This is a genomic window from Bacillus sp. S2(2024) (genome assembly GCF_050474045.1).
GTDB lineage: Bacteria > Bacillota > Bacilli > Bacillales > Bacillaceae_G > Bacillus_A > Bacillus_A yunxiaonensis.
The window spans coordinates 2,969,382-2,985,296 of sequence record NZ_JBFLUS010000003.1; the positions used below are offsets into that span (position 1 = coordinate 2,969,382).

Annotated in this window: 17 protein-coding genes; 3 read left to right on the top strand and 14 right to left on the bottom strand. The window is 36.4% G+C overall.

From position 1 onward, the window contains the following. The first annotated feature begins 104 nt into the window (after positions 1 to 104). Positions 105 to 494, top strand: coding sequence for a DUF7147 family protein (locus AB1284_RS14850; protein WP_336483209.1), 390 nt, complete (start codon positions 105 to 107; stop codon positions 492 to 494). A gap of 80 nt (positions 495 to 574) precedes the next feature. Here AB1284_RS14850 and AB1284_RS14855 read toward each other — a convergent pair whose 3' ends face one another. From AB1284_RS14855 to AB1284_RS14880, 6 genes are all read right to left on the bottom strand, one after another. After that, entirely contained in the window at positions 575 to 850 is a 276-nt protein-coding gene (locus AB1284_RS14855; protein ID WP_154710709.1) for a YlbG family protein, read from the bottom strand. 160 nt (positions 851 to 1,010) lie between these two features. Continuing rightward, positions 1,011 to 1,463: a YlbF family regulator gene (locus tag AB1284_RS14860; protein ID WP_429754124.1), complete on the bottom strand. Its 453-nt coding sequence runs from the start codon at positions 1,461 to 1,463 to the stop codon at positions 1,011 to 1,013. A gap of 76 nt (positions 1,464 to 1,539) precedes the next feature. Next, the gene (locus tag AB1284_RS14865; protein WP_429754123.1) at positions 1,540 to 2,112 is read right to left on the bottom strand and encodes a histidine phosphatase family protein; all 573 of its coding nucleotides are present in this window, start codon (positions 2,110 to 2,112) and stop codon (positions 1,540 to 1,542) included. A gap of 85 nt (positions 2,113 to 2,197) precedes the next feature. Then, positions 2,198 to 2,443: a YlbE-like family protein gene (locus AB1284_RS14870; RefSeq protein WP_336483212.1), complete on the bottom strand. Its 246-nt coding sequence runs from the start codon at positions 2,441 to 2,443 to the stop codon at positions 2,198 to 2,200. 11 nt (positions 2,444 to 2,454) lie between these two features. Then, the gene (locus tag AB1284_RS14875; protein ID WP_429754122.1) at positions 2,455 to 2,868 is read right to left on the bottom strand and encodes a YlbD family protein; all 414 of its coding nucleotides are present in this window, start codon (positions 2,866 to 2,868) and stop codon (positions 2,455 to 2,457) included. Positions 2,869 to 2,955: 87 nt separating this feature from the next. Further along, on the bottom strand, positions 2,956 to 3,987 hold the full coding sequence (locus AB1284_RS14880; RefSeq protein WP_429754121.1) for a CAP domain-containing protein: 1,032 nt from the start codon (positions 3,985 to 3,987) through the stop codon (positions 2,956 to 2,958). Between the two features lie 213 nt (positions 3,988 to 4,200). On the opposite strand from AB1284_RS14880, the gene AB1284_RS14885 reads away from it, so the two are divergent. Continuing rightward, entirely contained in the window at positions 4,201 to 4,566 is a 366-nt protein-coding gene (locus AB1284_RS14885) for a YugN family protein (protein WP_336483215.1), read from the top strand. 204 nt (positions 4,567 to 4,770) lie between these two features. Here AB1284_RS14885 and ctaG read toward each other — a convergent pair whose 3' ends face one another. The 6 genes from ctaG to cyoE all read right to left on the bottom strand — a co-directional run bounded on the left by ctaG (position 4,771) and on the right by cyoE (position 10,666). Next, on the bottom strand, positions 4,771 to 5,676 hold the full coding sequence (gene ctaG / locus AB1284_RS14890) for a cytochrome c oxidase assembly factor CtaG (protein ID WP_429754120.1): 906 nt from the start codon (positions 5,674 to 5,676) through the stop codon (positions 4,771 to 4,773). Between the two features lie 63 nt (positions 5,677 to 5,739). Continuing rightward, positions 5,740 to 6,078: a cytochrome c oxidase subunit IVB gene (gene ctaF / locus AB1284_RS14895; protein WP_429754119.1), complete on the bottom strand. Its 339-nt coding sequence runs from the start codon at positions 6,076 to 6,078 to the stop codon at positions 5,740 to 5,742. 3 nt (positions 6,079 to 6,081) lie between these two features. After that, positions 6,082 to 6,705 carry a cytochrome (ubi)quinol oxidase subunit III gene (locus AB1284_RS14900; RefSeq protein ID WP_429754118.1) on the bottom strand — a complete coding sequence of 208 codons (624 nt, stop codon included), beginning with the start codon at positions 6,703 to 6,705 and terminating at the stop codon, positions 6,082 to 6,084. Next, the gene (gene ctaD, locus AB1284_RS14905) at positions 6,705 to 8,567 is read right to left on the bottom strand and encodes a cytochrome c oxidase subunit I (RefSeq protein WP_429754117.1); all 1,863 of its coding nucleotides are present in this window, start codon (positions 8,565 to 8,567) and stop codon (positions 6,705 to 6,707) included. Before ctaD ends, AB1284_RS14900 begins: the two co-directional genes overlap by 1 nt. Before the next feature lie 33 nt (positions 8,568 to 8,600). Beyond that, positions 8,601 to 9,650, bottom strand: coding sequence for a cytochrome c oxidase subunit II (gene coxB, locus AB1284_RS14910; RefSeq protein WP_429754116.1), 1,050 nt, complete (start codon positions 9,648 to 9,650; stop codon positions 8,601 to 8,603). 92 nt (positions 9,651 to 9,742) lie between these two features. Continuing rightward, positions 9,743 to 10,666 carry a heme o synthase gene (gene cyoE / locus AB1284_RS14915; RefSeq protein WP_336483221.1) on the bottom strand — a complete coding sequence of 308 codons (924 nt, stop codon included), beginning with the start codon at positions 10,664 to 10,666 and terminating at the stop codon, positions 9,743 to 9,745. A 514-nt stretch (positions 10,667 to 11,180) separates the two neighbouring features. On the opposite strand from cyoE, the gene AB1284_RS14920 reads away from it, so the two are divergent. Continuing rightward, positions 11,181 to 12,128 (top strand): COX15/CtaA family protein, encoded by a 948-nt coding sequence (locus tag AB1284_RS14920; protein ID WP_429754115.1) that lies wholly within the window; start codon positions 11,181 to 11,183, stop codon positions 12,126 to 12,128. A 170-nt stretch (positions 12,129 to 12,298) separates the two neighbouring features. On the opposite strand, the gene pyc is transcribed toward AB1284_RS14920, so the two are convergent. Then, positions 12,299 to 15,745 carry a pyruvate carboxylase gene (gene pyc, locus AB1284_RS14925; RefSeq protein WP_429754114.1) on the bottom strand — a complete coding sequence of 1,149 codons (3,447 nt, stop codon included), beginning with the start codon at positions 15,743 to 15,745 and terminating at the stop codon, positions 12,299 to 12,301. Beyond that, positions 15,705 to 15,872: a hypothetical protein gene (locus tag AB1284_RS14930; RefSeq protein WP_429761857.1), complete on the bottom strand. Its 168-nt coding sequence runs from the start codon at positions 15,870 to 15,872 to the stop codon at positions 15,705 to 15,707. The genes pyc and AB1284_RS14930 overlap by 41 nt, the downstream gene beginning before the upstream one ends. Between the last annotated feature and the right edge of the window lie 43 nt (positions 15,873 to 15,915).

Below are 15,915 nucleotides of genomic sequence, written 5' to 3' on the forward strand. Positions count from 1 at the left end.
GTCATACTAGTGTAAGAAGGGCCCTGCTTCGGCAGGGTTTTTTCTTTGCCTTCTTTTCATTTCAAAAATGAAATGATACAGTAAAAGAAGAAGGAGGGAAAGACATGATTCAACGTTTTATTCAACTGGGTGAAGGTTACTCCGATTTATATGAATTACTAGAAATCGCAAAGGCAAACCAACACCGTGTATCTCATATGTTACAATTCCACACACTAAAAGATAATAAATCAGTTTGTTCTCTTGCTGTTGTTCTACATCCAACAGCAGTAGGCAATTTTCAGCCACTATACATATGTCTAGAAGGAATTCCTGTGGAAAAAGATAAACAAAGCAAACGCATTGCCTTGTTTGAAAATACCGCTTCAGAAATTGGTAAACAAGTCGTTTCTTTCACAGTCAAACCATCGACAATGTTTCCAGAAAAAGAATTATATTTCAACCATCTCATTGGTATATTGCGAATGAACCATTTCATCCCGCCAATGCAATAAAGTGAAATTTCCACTAAGAAAATCTCACTAGTTCTACATGCAAATAATACAAGAAAAACCCACCAAATTTTGGTGGGTTTTTAATCAATCTTATTATAATCATATTCTTTTGCACGATCTGGCCTAGAATTTTCAAACTCCGTTTTTAAAAATGGGCGATAAGATGGCTCTACCTTTTTTACAAACGGAAGCTTATTTAATTTTTGCATCATATGTTCCAATTGCTCCATATCACAATACACAACGGCATATTTAAACCGCTTCGATATGTAATGAATGTTTCCGTATTTCCTTAAAATTTTAGCGTGTTTTAAGGAATGTAGATAGACAATCATACTTTGTCGTTGCCCAAACATAATTTTCTCCTTTTATATAATTTCATTCTTTCTATTTTACAAACACACACAGAAATTTATAACTTTACATACAAGTCCTGATCAGTTTTTCAAACACCAAAGGATATTAGTGGGTGTTTTTTGTATCTATTTTCTTCTATATCCTAAAAAACGGGGCAAATCACCCCGTTTTTTTGCACCCACAGCTACCACCAGAACCACAACCTCCTCCACATCCCCCTGCATCAAAGAACGGGTTCCCTGTTGGAACTTTAATAGAAGTTGAGATTTCCATCCCAATCACTGTACTGACTTCATCTAATAGCTTTTGCAATTCATTTTCTGCTTTTTTAAAAGCAGCTATCACTTCATGCAAATCTACCGCCCGTTTCAATTCTCGCATTTGCGCAGAAACTGAAGTAAAATCCGGATGATATTTCCCAAAACGCTGCACTTCTTCATATCGTTCCTTCAGAGCTATAAACTGTTTAATTAACGTTTGTGCTTCTTGATTTTGCTGCAATGCATGATGGCATTCGCGATAACGCTCAGCTATATCTGAACAAACAACTGCTTTCGCTAATTGTTCGGCTTCATCTAGAATCATTACGCTCTCTAGCGTCGCTAGTATCATAAGAGACACCTCCGAATACTAATCATATCACATTTATAACGGAACTTCTAACTTTGCATTCCCACTTAAAAACAACTTATAAAGAGATATGTTCTCCAATATTATATCTTAATACGGTCCATTTTCCTTTTGATTGTTTCACATAGCTCATACACGCATTTTTTAAAGACGTTTTAAACGTAATTTCACCTGGAACAATCGCATGAAGAATCGCTTTAATAGCATGAGAGTGCGCAACAATAATAATTCGTTTCCCATCATACTGACAAGCAACATCTTTTAATGCAGAAAAACAACGCTCTACAATTTCTTCCTCTGTTTCCATGCCCTCGACATTCCCATCAGCAATGAGCTGCCTTACTTCATCAACTGGTTTCCCTGATACTGCACCAAAATTGCGTTCTATAAAACGTTCATCAAGATGAATTGTATTTATCCCAATCGCATCAGCAATTGTTTGTGCCGTTTCGTGCGCTCTCACTAAAGGACTGCTAATGATTACATCCCATGTTCCAGATCGTAATACTTCTGCACTCTGCGCTGCTTGTTGTTTTCCAATCTCATTCAAAGGAATGTCTTCTCTCCCTTGAATAATCTCTTGAAAATTCCAATCAGTTTGTCCATGTCGTACTAAACAAATTTCCGTCATGCTGTAACTCCTTTTTCCAGAATTCTTTTTTATTGTAACAAAAGTTTCGCATGACGGACACAGTTTTTACTTCCAATTAATCAACTTAATCAACGTTTTGCTGTTTCATATATTGAAACATATCTATCATTAGAGAAGCAACCGATAACTGGTTTTGAAACTTAGCTACCTTGTCTGGAATTGTCTTTTTAAAATATTGCATAGCTGCCAGTTCAAATGATTCCTTTTCACTTGGATTTCTAGAAAGTTTCCGATACCAATACGGCTGCTCCCGAATATATTTCTGTAAATCTTCATTCGATCTCACAAATTCGATGAGTTCTTTTCTCATCACTTTTCCTCCTAATCTTTTTGAAAGAAAAACGGATTATTTTCCGAATTACGCTGCTGTTTTGGTGCTCGGTTCCCTTGAAACTGTTGAATAACTTGCTGCACGCTTCCAAGTGCAGTGGTCATATTTGCTAAATGTTGCTGCACCTGGTCCACATCTAACTTTTTAAAAAACGATACCATTTGCCCCATAAAGTCCTCAGACTTTTCTCCGCGATCTTCTTGTACAGAAGGAGGAATAATCTCCCCGTTCACTTTGTAATGATTCCATACATCATCTTGTTCTCCAAGTAAATACCACTCTTCATAAAATTGTTGCCACGATTTCTTTCCATTTCGAACGTCATGAACCATCTTTGGATGCTGGCGTACAAACTCTTTGAATTGTTGAATAGAAGGATGTAAATCTCCTTTCACCGCTGTCATTACAATCACCTCACCAGATGTATCTTCTACTATATTGTAAGAAAAAAAAGGCGCATGGTTCGCCTATTTTTAGGCAATTCATACACCTTACTTTTGAATAAAATTTTGCGTATAAAATTTATCATACACTCCAATTCCTAAATCAGTGAATTGTTCGTTTAGTAAATTCTTTCGATGTCCCTCACTATTTAACCATCCTTGCACTGCTGCAATTCCATCACCATACTGGGCTGCGATGTTTTCTCCCGCTAGTTGGAATGATACATTTCCTTTTTGCAAACGATCCCCTAAAGTGCCAAATGAAGGTGAGTCATGCGAAAAATAATTGTTATCTTTCATATCTTTACTATGTTCATATGCTACTACCGCCGTTTGTTGATCCCATACTAATAATGGAAGGTGGTAACTACTACGAATTACATTTGTCAAATCTAAAATTTGTTGTGCATTTCCTTGTTCAACTTGCTTCACTTGCTCTGGCGATAATGGTTGTGGATTCGTTAATTCCCCAGAAGATACAATTTGATATGGCCTTTGTTTTATTAACGTTTCATCATCCATATAACGAACACCGACAAGCTTATGTGTAAAATGATCAAAATATAATTGCGCCCACCCTTCTTCCATAGAAACAAGTGGTTGTTCTGCTACTTCAACATCAGACAATTCAAATTGATAACTGTTTTTCCCCATTCTAAGTGAAATTTCATATGAAAACGGATTCCTTTTATAAACATCTTCATATCTTTCACCGATACGAAATGGAGAAATATTCACTTTCTCTCCGCCAACATAAATCGTAACAATTTTATGATCCAAAATCCCAAATTGCACATATTGTGATAAATCTTGATTATATATCCACCATTCATAACCATATGCAGATGGTTCAATTCGCGCCGGTTCGCCCCACTTCACTAACAATTTTTCAGGGTCACTACCAAGTAACTGCGGAATTACTTCTGGCACACCTAGATTTTCTTTTTTCATTTTTACGATTTTATGCTCTGGTTTTGAATGCGGAGATTGTAATATATATTGAGAAACGAGTAATTTCCCGTATAAATCAATCGCTAAAATAAGAATAGTAATTACTATGATACGGAACAATTGTTTCAAATTATATACCTCCTGAATACCCATAAAATTGAGGTATACACAAACAAAACTGTTTTTCTCTATTTTGTGTGTACCACACTATGTTCACTATATCATATTTCTTGCATGAAAGTAGACATTATCCCTTTTCTCTCTATATGAATTGTATTTTCTCACTATTCGTACTATTATAAAATCAAGGAGATCTTACGTTTAAAATAAGGAGGATATTTCATGCGATTTACAAATACGAAACTTGAAGGTACAGTTGTTGACTTCACACTTCTAACTGAGGTAATGGACAAGCATCATTTTGTACTAGCCGGGCAATGGGATTACGAGCGGGTTACATACGACTATAAATTTGAAATGCTAAAAGATGTGTATTATTTACGTATACAAGGTTTTGCCATAGAAGGAGACATTGGAGGCAGACATGCCCATATTAAATTATTGACACCGCTTCTTGGTAAACATTATTATCCACATGGTGTAGAGTACGGGGAGGACGAAAATTTCCCGAAAAATGTTCTTCAAAAAAGTGAGCAGTTACTTCAAAATATCGAAAAAGAATTGCAAGATTTAGCGATTATAGAATAATAAAGCAAAAAGAAGGTGTACACAATGATACACCTTCTTTTTGCTTTGTAAATTCACCTCACTATTCGTAGACAATAAACTCCCAACTCAAGACTCAGGAAAAACAAAGAAAATATGTCAGAGATAACCACTGACATGAGCTCAATAGGTAAGAAGTTTCCATCAATGGAGGGTGACAAACCTCCCACTGAAAGAAGTTTCATTTTATTTTGTCTGTAAATACGGGGGTAATGCATGAAGCTGTTCTGCATCCTTTTTTCGTTCTTTACGTGCCCACGAGAAGAAAACATATCCAATCACTGTGCCGTTCACAATTTCTTGTATAATCTTCATTACAATACCTCCTGTTTCTTGATCCTCTAAAGCAGGAAGCCAATGCAAGAAATCAGGACCTGTAATATTTAAGTTAGATAATGTTCCAGCTGGTACACAAAGTGCCATTGCCTTCATCCATGCACTTGGATCTGTATAGGTAGCAAACAATGGCCCTGTGGCAAAAATAATAAGTGCACAAGATGGCGTTAATAACATACCATTGGCAAACATATAACCAATTTTTTGAATATCACTTAATGTTTGATATTCTGGTAATGGATTAAATATAGGCCACCATAGCATCATCGCCATAAAGAATAATAGGGCAAGAGCGACTGGATGCCCTATTTGGCTTTGCTTTACTGCATCAAATACGACAGGCAAGTGATACATAGAAAATAGCCCGTTAAAAACAAATAAAGCTACAATAGGATTTGCCCATATACGTAACATCATACGAATAAATCGAAATGATGTTATGTATTGAAACAACCAATCCGGTAATCCAAGTAATAACAGTGGAGGTACAACGATACACATGATTGCCATTTCTAACATATGTGCGCTAAACGTAATATGTCCAAGTAAATCAATTGGCCCCCCCTTAACAAAATACAAAAGGAACATACCACTTATAAAATAAAAAATTTTTCGTTTACTTACTTTTTCTCCATTCGGAAAGCGATGTCGATACTTTCCAATAATTAAAAGATAACCAATCACAATAGCTAACATAAAAAGAAAAAAGAATGGGCTCCACAGTGCTTCAAAACCGAATATCCATAAGTTGCTCACTTTTTTTCACCCTCCCTTTCATATGTAAAAGGGGATTGATGAAACATTCAATCCCCTTTCTTTTTAAAGCCAAACAATTGTCATAAAAGCTAAAATTGTAATTAAGCCGACTATCAGACCAGCATACAAGAAAAATGTAGGTGCTTCATGCCCTTTATGGCTCATATGCATAAAATAATACAATTGAAAAATAACTTGCACAACAGCTAACAATATAATAAATGGTACGGAAAAAAGCGGACCAAATGTTTTAGGATATGCGACTGCTGCAAATGCAATGACTGTTAAAAAAATCATTAATCCGAAAGTAACGACTTGATGCTTCATTTCTTCCGCACTTTTTTTTCTGCGATAAGCAAGATCGACTTTAGGATTACTTATATTTGTTTGTTTAATTGCCATTGTTTATCCCACCATTCCCATTAAATATACTACAGTGAAAATAAACACCCAAACTACATCGATAAAGTGCCAGTAAATTGATGCCACGTAAAACTTTGGAGCATTGTATAAATTCAAACCACGCTTCGCATTACGGATTACTAAAGTTGAAATCCAAAGTAATCCAAATAGTACGTGTAACCCGTGCGTACCAACTAACGCATAAAATGCAGAACCGAATGCACTACTTCTCATCGTATGTTTAAACTCATGAACATAATGATTAAATTCATAAATCTCAAAACTTAAAAATCCAATCCCAAGCAATACAGTGACAATAAGCCAAAGCTGCATTTGCTTAAAGTTAAAATTCTTCATATGATACATTGCATATACACTAGTTAAACTACTCGTTAACAGAAGCATTGTCATAATGAACACAAGCGGCATTTGAAACATCTCTTGTGATGACGCTCCACCATTTGTTGAATTTTTCAGTGTTAAATATGTTCCAAATAAGGACGCAAACAGTACTGTCTCGCCTCCTAGAAACAACCAAAATCCAATAAATTTATTCTTTCCCTCAAGGGTTGCTTTTTCAGGCTCTGCTGGAAAGGTTTCATTTGTTAATTTTTCCTCTGCATGCATTATGCCTTGCCCCCTTTATCTTCTAAATCTTCTTTATGAATATGGTATCCATGATCATCAATTACAGATCGTAAGAGCATTGCTCCAAAAGTAATAATCAGACCAATAATCGCTACTACTAGCCACATTTTCTCTTTCCCTGCATGCATATACATCGCTCCAAATGCTGCAATAAATAAGCCTAAAGAGATGACAAATGGCAGGAAAGATGCATTTGGCATGTGAATATCACCAATCGGTTCTGCTGGTGTCATTTCGTTTTTCCCTTCACGTTTTTCAATCCATAATGGATCCAATCCACGCACAAACGGTAATTGCTTAAAGTTATACTCAGGTGTCGGCGCTGGAATTGACCATTCTAATGTACGACCATCCCAAGGGTCGCGACCAGCTTGTTTTTTAGAAAAGGATGTTTTTACAACATTAGCTAGCAGTACAATTGTTCCGAGAGCCATAAATACTGCCCCTACTGAACTAATTAAGTTACCAACTTCTAATCCTTGTCCTGGCAAATACGTAAAATAGCGACGCGGCATACCCATTAAACCAAGGAAGTGCTGAATAAAGAACGTTAAATGAAAGCCAATAAAGAACAACCAAAATGTAATTTTACCAAGTGTCTCATTTAAAACTTTATTAAACATAAGTGGCCAATAATAATGAGCACCTGCAAATAAGCCAAACACAACACCACCAACGATTACATAATGGAAATGAGCTACAACGAAATAATTATCATGAAATTGATAATCAGCAGGAGCTGATGCAAGCATAACGCCTGTTACACCACCCATAACAAATGATGGAATAAAACCAACAGCCCACATCATTGGTGTTGTAAAGCGAATACTTCCACCCCACATCGTAAAGAGCCAGTTGAAAATTTTAATACCTGTTGGAACAGCAATTGCCATTGTAGCTACAGAAAAAATTGCATTCGCTACTGGTCCAAGACCTACTGTGAACATATGATGTGCCCAAACCATGAATCCTAAAAATCCAATTAATACCGTTGCAAAGACCATAGATGAATATCCGAATAAACGTTTTTTAGAGAATGTAGCGAATATTTCTGAGAATATTCCGAAAACAGGGAGTATAAGAATGTATACCTCTGGATGACCGAAGATCCAGAATAAATGCTCCCATATAATCGTATTTCCTCCTAGAGCTGGGTTAAAGAAGCTTGTGCCAAATAAACGATCCAACATTAACAAAGCTAGACCTACTGTAAGCGGTGGGAATGCAAATAAAATAAGTGAAGATGTTACAAAAGTAGTCCATGTAAACATCGGCATCCGCATATATGTCATCCCAGGTGCCCGCATATTAATAATAGTAACAAGGAAGTTGATTCCTCCTATTAATGTACCAATACCTGCAATTTGCAGACCAAGAACATAGAAATCTATACCGTGTCCTTTGGATGCGAGTGATAACGATGCATATGATGTCCACCCTGCATCAGGCGCCCCGCCTAAAAACCAACTTAAGTTTAAAAATACGCCTCCAAAGAAAAATAACCAAAATCCAAGAGCATTAATAAATGGAAACGCAACGTCTCGTGCACCAATTTGAAGTGGTACCGCCGCATTCATCATTGCAAATATAAGTGGCATTGCTGCTAAGAAAATCATTGTTGTTCCGTGCATTGTTAACACTTGGTTGTACATATCTCCAACGAGAAAATCATTGTTTGGAATCGCTAATTGAAGCCGAATAAATAATGCTTCTATTCCTCCGATGATAAAAAATAACCCACCTGCAATTAAATAGAGAATGGCAATTTTTTTATGGTCTACTGTCGTTAAATAATCCCAAATTACAGAACCCACTCCCTGTTTTTTTGCTACAGAACTCACGTTTTCAACCTCCCCTTCGCAAATAGTTTCTCTTTACTTTTCAACTTTTAATGTTTGTAAATACGCATTTAATGCATCTACTTGATCGTCAGTAAGATTACCATACTTTCCAGCCATTTTGTTGCCTGGTTTCATGCTTTCAGGGTCTTTTAACCATTTCTTCACATTTTCTTCATTATTTTCAGCAATACCTGCAACCATATCACGATCTGCGAAGTTGGCTAAATTCGGTGCAATACGTGCAGAAGGTGGTCTGTTATCGTTTGATCCAACAGCATGACAACCGATACAACTCTTTTCAAAAATTTGTTTACCTTCCTGCTCTTGCGTAGAAGCAACAGCTTTCTTACCATCTAAGTCTTTCATACTAGCAACCCATTTTTTGTACTCGCTTTCATCAACAGCTTTCACTTTAAACTGCATTAAAGCATGAGAGGGTCCACAAAATTCTGCACAAAAACCATTATATGTGCCTGATTTATCCGCTTTAATCCACATTTTGTTTGTATTATCTGGATTTGTATCCATTTTTCCAGCTAAAGACGGAACCCAAAATGAATGTTTAATATCAGAACCCTTTAAATTTAAATACACTTTTTTACCTGTAGGGATGACTAAATCTTGCGAAGTTACTAATTTTTCATTATTGTAAGAAAATTCCCACCAATAAAGATTCGCTGTTACATCAACAACGATTGTGTCTTTATCAATATTCTTTTTCTCAATAGCACTAACGTCAGCAAGTTTAAACGTATATGTAACAGTAGGGACAGCCAATACCAATAGAAGTAAAATTGGAATGACTGTCCATATAATTTCTAGCTTGTGATTTCCTTCTACTTGCTTCGGAATATAGTTTTCCTGTCCCTTTCTTTGACGGAAACGCACAATTACATACAAGAAAATAATCGTAACAACAAGAACGACACCAATCATGATTGCACTGGCTAACAACAATAAATCGTATTGCATTTTTGCTACTTCACCTTGTGGAATCAAAGTAGATTGAAAGGCTTTACCGCATCCCCCTAACAGTAAAGCCACTAGTGAAACGAGCGAAAGCAATCGCCACTGTTTCTTCATGCAAACAACCCCCACTTTCTTTGTTAATTAGATTGTACTTTATAGTAAGTAAAGTAAATCTCAACGTAAAGAAGTCTCTTGATGTCGTTGTCTTAGAAGAATGTTACAACAATCATTGAAATAAATAAGATTGTTAAGTAATTCAAGGAGTATACAAACATTTGCACGGACCATTTGATGTCGTCTTTCTTACGGAAGCCATAAAACCCTAACGCGATCCAACCGATGTTAAGCACTGTTGCAATTACCATAAATGTTACTCCAAGCGCACTCATATAAAATGGAAGTGGCAATAAGCAGACTGTCCAAATCATAATTTGACGTTTTGTTATATCAAATCCATATACTACAGGAAGCATTGGAATACCTGCATTGCGATATTCTTCAACACGTTTCATCGCAAGAGCGAGGAAGTGTGGAATTTGCCATATAAACATAATTAAGAATAACATCCAAGCAATAGGATGATCCAAACTTGGATCAATAGCTGCCCAACCAATTAAAGGTGGAACCGCTCCTGATACACTACCTACTACTGTATTAAGCGTATATGCTCTTTTTGTCCATAATGAATAAAGAACAACATATGTGAATGCTCCAATAAAACCAATAAATGCAGCCATCGGCGTTGTAAGAAGCAAGAATACGAAACCTAATAGTAATAATACAATACCAAATGTTAATACAAAACTCGGTTTCATTTTCCCAGTTACTGTCGGACGATTTTTTGTTCGTTCCATTAAATGATCAATATCACGATCAATGTAGTTATTCAAACTACATGATCCTGCCATAATAAGTGCAGAACCAACAATTGTGAAAAACATTTTATCCAGCTGATCCACAAAGTTTAATCCATTAAAATGTAGAGCCAACCAAAAACCAGTAAATACCGTTAATGTATTTGAATTTACAATTCCCATTTTTACAAGCGCTAATAAATCTTGTACACGACTTGTTTCCGGCACATCCGTTACGGTTGATTCCTCATGCAATTGACTTGTTGCATGGCTCATCGTTTCAACCCCCTCTAAAACTTTCATCATAATTACTCTGCAATGAGCATTCTCTTTGAAATAAAACGCTCTTTAGCTTCTATATAGCAATATTATTACAGTAGAAATGTTGTTTTTTGCTTCTGCTATTAATATACACTTCTCACTCGAATATATTAAAACATATTTCATGAAAAATTTGTGAAGAAAACATGAACTTTTTGTGTCTGCCATTAAAAAGTTTTTCCCTACTCTCTTCATAATAGCACGTAATTACCTTTTATAATAAACCATTTTGTCAAATTTCGCATGTATTTCCGTTTATTTATTTATAAAATCCGCTGTTTTTGTTAAAATCAGTAATTTATTTTCTGGATTTTAGTATTATTTTATCCCATCTTCCCCTTTGCCGTCCGCCTTTGCTATTTTATAAGATTTTATATATCATAGGACTGTAGTGCAGTTCAGTTTCTATAATATTTATTTCATCAAAATATTGCACAATAACTTTAGAATAGAAAGCTGGTGAAAAGGATTGCAACGTTTTATAAAATGGTTAGCAGTCATTACGAGTCTTGATTTATTCCTTGTTCTTCTTGGCGGAGCATTGGTTACTAAGACTGGTTCAGGCCAAGGTTGTGGTAAATCTTGGCCGCTATGTAATGGGCAACTTATTCCCTCGGACCTATCAATACAAACAATTATTGAGCTGAGTCATCGCCTTACTTCAGGTTCTGCAGGAGTTCTTGTTACACTACTATGTGTCTTAGCTTGGAAATACTACGGGCACGTTCGTGAAACAAAAACCCTTGCCATTCTGTCTTTCGCATTTTTAGTAGCTCAAGCACTTATGGGAGCAGCTGCAGTTGTATGGGGACAAGTTCCGGCTGTATTAGCAATTCACTTCGGTATCTCTCTTATTTCGTTTGCTGCTGTTATTTTATTGACACTCCTCATCTTTGAAATTGATAAAAAGTTTGATGTCCACTCACTTAATATTGATAAGAAGATGAGATTTCATATTTACGGTGTAACAATTTACAGTTACATTGTTGTCTATACAGGAGCATTGGTGCGCCATGAACACGCAAGCTTAGCATGTCCAACTTTTCCATTATGCAGCAAAAACAGTCCATTTCCAACGCAATTTCATGAATGGGTACAAATGGGACATCGATTTGCCGCTACATTAATTTTTGTTTGGATTTTATACGCAATGATTATAGCTGTCCGGCAATATAAACAACAAGCTGTTATATATTATGGATGGATTACTGCATTTAGCCTTGTGATGTGTCAAGCAATCTCTGGTATTTTAGTTGTATTCACAGATGCAAGCTTAGTCATGTCACTTCTTCATTCACTCTTTATAGCATGCTTGTTTGCTGTATTATGCTATTTAGTTATGCTAGTAACACGCAGTAAAACAAACATACAAAAAACAGAAATGAATCGTACTACACAGCAAAAGAAACTATTATAATAACTTTCCTATTACTTTCAAAAAAAACAAAAAGAGCTGCTTTCATGCAGCTCTTTTTGTTTTTTGAAATAATCCTGAATGAGAACGGTGTGTAAAAAATCTGACTAACAGCTGTTCTATCCCGCATTAACGGACAGTAAGAATCCAACTGACGGAAGTTTCACTTTATATTATTGTTCCAATTCAATTAGCAAATCACCTGTTTGAATTGCCTCTCCATCTTTCACATATACTTTTTTCACAGTACCAGTAAATGGGGCTTGTACAGTTGTTTCCATTTTCATCGCCTCTGTAATTGCCATGGAATCACCTTTTTTCACTGTATCTCCTTCATTTACTACTACTTTAATTACAGTCCCTGGCATTGTTGCATTAATATGATTTGGATTTTCGCGATTCCCTTTCACTCGTTGGGAAACTGTCGCTTTAACACTTTCATCTTTTATAACAATTTCACGAGGCTGTCCGTTAAATTCAAAATATACAACACGTGTTCCATCTAATTGTGGTTCTCCAATCGAAATTAATTTCACAATTAGCGTTTTACCACGTTCAATTTCTACACCAATCTCCTCACCCAGTCTCATACCATAGAAGAATGTTGGTGTGTCAAGAACAGAAATATTTCCATATTGGTCTGCAACTTTTTGATAATCCATAAATACTTTCGGATATAACGCATACGCTACAATATCAAACATCGTTACTTCACGACCTAGTTTATGGAATAACTCTTCTTTTACCCCTTCAAAATCAATTGGTTCTAACAATTCACCTGGTCTTACCGTTAAAGGCTCTTTTCCTTTTAAAATAATTTCCTGCAACTCTTTCGGGAAACCACCATACGGTTGTCCAAGGTCGCCAGAGAACATTTCCACAACTGATCCTGGGAAATCTAATGCATGACCACGCTCATAAATATCTTTCTCTGTTAAATGATTTTGTACCATAAATAGGGCCATATCACCCACTACTTTTGACGATGGAGTTACTTTAACAATATCACCAAACATATCATTGACGCGGCGATACATTACTTTCACTTCATCAAAACGATCTCCTAAACCGACAGCTTTTGCTTGTTGTTGTAGATTGCTATATTGGCCACCTGGCATTTCATGCATGTACACTTCTGTATGCGGTGCATTCATGCCACTTTCAAATGAAGAATAATATTTACGAACATCTTCCCAATAATGAGAGAGCTTCTCTAAAGATTTCACATCCACATTCGGTTGTCTTTCATTTCCTTCTAATGCATAGAACAACGTATTAGCGCTTGGTTGAGATGTTAATCCTGCCATAGAGCTTACCGCAACGTCTACAATATCAACTCCAGCTTCAATTGCTTTCGCATATGTTAATACACCGTTTCCGCTCGTATCATGCGTATGAAGATGGACCGGAATCGATACCGCCTCTTTTAATGCAGATACTAAGTCATATGCTGCATTTGGTTTTAATAATCCCGCCATATCTTTAATCCCTAAAATATGCGCACCTGATGCCTCTAGCTCTTTTGCTAAGTTTTTATAATAATTCAAATCATATTTACTGCGCATCGGATCATGGATATCACCTGTATAACACATTGTTGCCTCTGCAATCTTACCACTTTGACGCACAGCATCAATCGCAACACGCATACCTTCTACCCAGTTTAGACTATCAAAAATACGGAATACATCAATACCAGCTTGTGCAGAACACTCTACAAATTTTTGAATTAAGTTATCTGGATAGTTTTTATATCCTACTGCATTTGATGCACGCAGAAGCATTTGGAATAATACATTTGGCATTCTCTCGCGTAATTGTAATAAACGTTCCCATGGATCTTCTTTCAAGAAACGATACGCAACATCAAACGTTGCTCCTCCCCACATTTCCGCTGAAAATAAGTTCGGCAACATTCTCGCTGTTGGTTCAGCAATGTGTTTTAGCTCTTGTGTACGAATACGCGTTGCTAATAATGACTGATGCGCATCACGGAATGTAGTATCCGTTAACAAAACTTGTTTTTGTTCTTGAACCCATTTTACTAACCCATCGGCTCCGCGCTCATCTAAAATTTGCTTCGTACCAGTTGGAAACGGTTCAGAATATTCAACATTTGGAATGCGAGCTTCTGCAAAAATCGGCTTTTCTTGTTTTCCCACTCCAGGAAATCCATTTACCGTTACTGTACCAATATACGATAGCATTTTTGTACCGCGGTCTTTTCGTTTTGGAAATACGAATAGTTCTGGTGAAGAATCGATAAACGATGTATCATATTTTCCTGTTAAAAAGTTTTTGTGCTTCACAACATTCTCCAGAAATGGAATGTTTGTTTTAATACCACGAATACGGAATTCTTTTAAATTACGTTCCATTTTGGCTGCTGCTTGTTCAAACGTTAACGCCCAAGTGGTTACTTTTACAAGTAATGAGTCATAATATGGTGTAATAACTGCACCTTGGAAGCTGTTTCCTGTATCTAAACGTACACCAAAACCACCACCAGAACGATATGCCATAATTTTCCCTGTATCTGGCATGAAGTTATTAAGCGGATCTTCTGTTGTCACACGCGATTGAATCGCAAATCCGTGTGTAATTATATCTTCTTGTTCTGGAATACTTACTTTTTCGCTATGTAAAGCATAGCCATCAGCAATCAAAATTTGTGATTGAACAATATCAATACCTGTAATCATTTCTGTAATCGTATGTTCAACTTGGACACGTGGATTTACTTCAATAAAATAGAAATTGTTTCCTTTTACAAGAAACTCAACTGTCCCCGCGTTCACATAATCGACATTTTTCGTTAATTGAACTGCAGCTTCACAAATACGATTGCGAAGTTCTTCTGGAAGAGACACACTTGGTGCTATTTCTACAACCTTTTGATGACGGCGCTGCACTGAACAATCTCTCTCATATAAATGAACAACATTACCATGTTCGTCTGCTAATATTTGTACTTCAATATGCTTTGGATTCTCAACAAACTTTTCAACATATACTTCATCATTACCAAACGCTGCTTTCGCCTCGGATTTCGCACGGTCATACGCTTCTTTTAATTCATCTGCGCTGCGTACGATACGCATTCCTCGACCGCCGCCACCAAGAGCTGCTTTAATTATAATCGGGTAATCATATGTTTTAGCAAAGCTTTCTACTTCTTCAATTCCACTTATTGGGCCATCGCTACCAGGAATGACAGGAATATTCGCTAGTTGCGCTTGTGTTCTTGCCTTCACTTTATCCCCAAACATATCTAAATGCTTACTCTTTGGACCAATAAAGATAATGCCTTCTTCTTCGCAACGTTTTGAAAATTTGATATTTTCTGATAAGAAACCGTATCCTGGGTGAATCGCATCAACATGATTACGTTTTGCAATATCAATAATACCTTCAATATCAAGATATGCATCGATTGGTTTTTTACCTTCTCCTACCAGATACGCTTCATCTGCTTTATATCGATGATATGAACCGCTATCCTCTTTTGAGTAAATCGCAACTGTGCGTAGTCCTAATTCTGTACAAGCACGAAACACACGAATCGCAATTTCACCGCGGTTAGCTACTAATACTTTTTGAATACGTTGCAGCTTTTTCATGATTTTCCCCCTCTATTTTCCTACCATTCATAGCAGCAAAGATTTGCCCTGCCTTAGCAGAAATAAGTACTTCACTTCTAGCAGTGTGATATTCACTATCCAAAAGCTTCACCTTATTTTTATTCATCATACCTTATTTTTTGGCAAATGATAAGCTTTCTGTTCAATTT

Coding starts and splice junctions, on each gene's coding strand:
- coxB (WP_429754116.1), bottom strand. CDS start 9,650: ATGAAGAAACAGTGGCGATTGCTTTCGCTCGTTTCACTAGTGGCTTTA.
- AB1284_RS14885 (WP_336483215.1), top strand. CDS start 4,201: ATGCGATTTACAAATACGAAACTTGAAGGTACAGTTGTTGACTTCACA.
- ctaF (WP_429754119.1), bottom strand. CDS start 6,078: ATGGCAATTAAACAAACAAATATAAGTAATCCTAAAGTCGATCTTGCT.
- pyc (WP_429754114.1), bottom strand. CDS start 15,745: ATGAAAAAGCTGCAACGTATTCAAAAAGTATTAGTAGCTAACCGCGGT.
- AB1284_RS14875 (WP_429754122.1), bottom strand. CDS start 2,868: ATGACAGCGGTGAAAGGAGATTTACATCCTTCTATTCAACAATTCAAA.
- AB1284_RS14860 (WP_429754124.1), bottom strand. CDS start 1,463: ATGATACTAGCGACGCTAGAGAGCGTAATGATTCTAGATGAAGCCGAA.
- AB1284_RS14930 (WP_429761857.1), bottom strand. CDS start 15,872: ATGAATAAAAATAAGGTGAAGCTTTTGGATAGTGAATATCACACTGCT.
- AB1284_RS14870 (WP_336483212.1), bottom strand. CDS start 2,443: ATGAGAAAAGAACTCATCGAATTTGTGAGATCGAATGAAGATTTACAG.
- AB1284_RS14850 (WP_336483209.1), top strand. CDS start 105: ATGATTCAACGTTTTATTCAACTGGGTGAAGGTTACTCCGATTTATAT.
- cyoE (WP_336483221.1), bottom strand. CDS start 10,666: ATGAGCCATGCAACAAGTCAATTGCATGAGGAATCAACCGTAACGGAT.
- AB1284_RS14855 (WP_154710709.1), bottom strand. CDS start 850: ATGTTTGGGCAACGACAAAGTATGATTGTCTATCTACATTCCTTAAAA.
- AB1284_RS14865 (WP_429754123.1), bottom strand. CDS start 2,112: ATGACGGAAATTTGTTTAGTACGACATGGACAAACTGATTGGAATTTT.
- AB1284_RS14900 (WP_429754118.1), bottom strand. CDS start 6,705: ATGCATGCAGAGGAAAAATTAACAAATGAAACCTTTCCAGCAGAGCCT.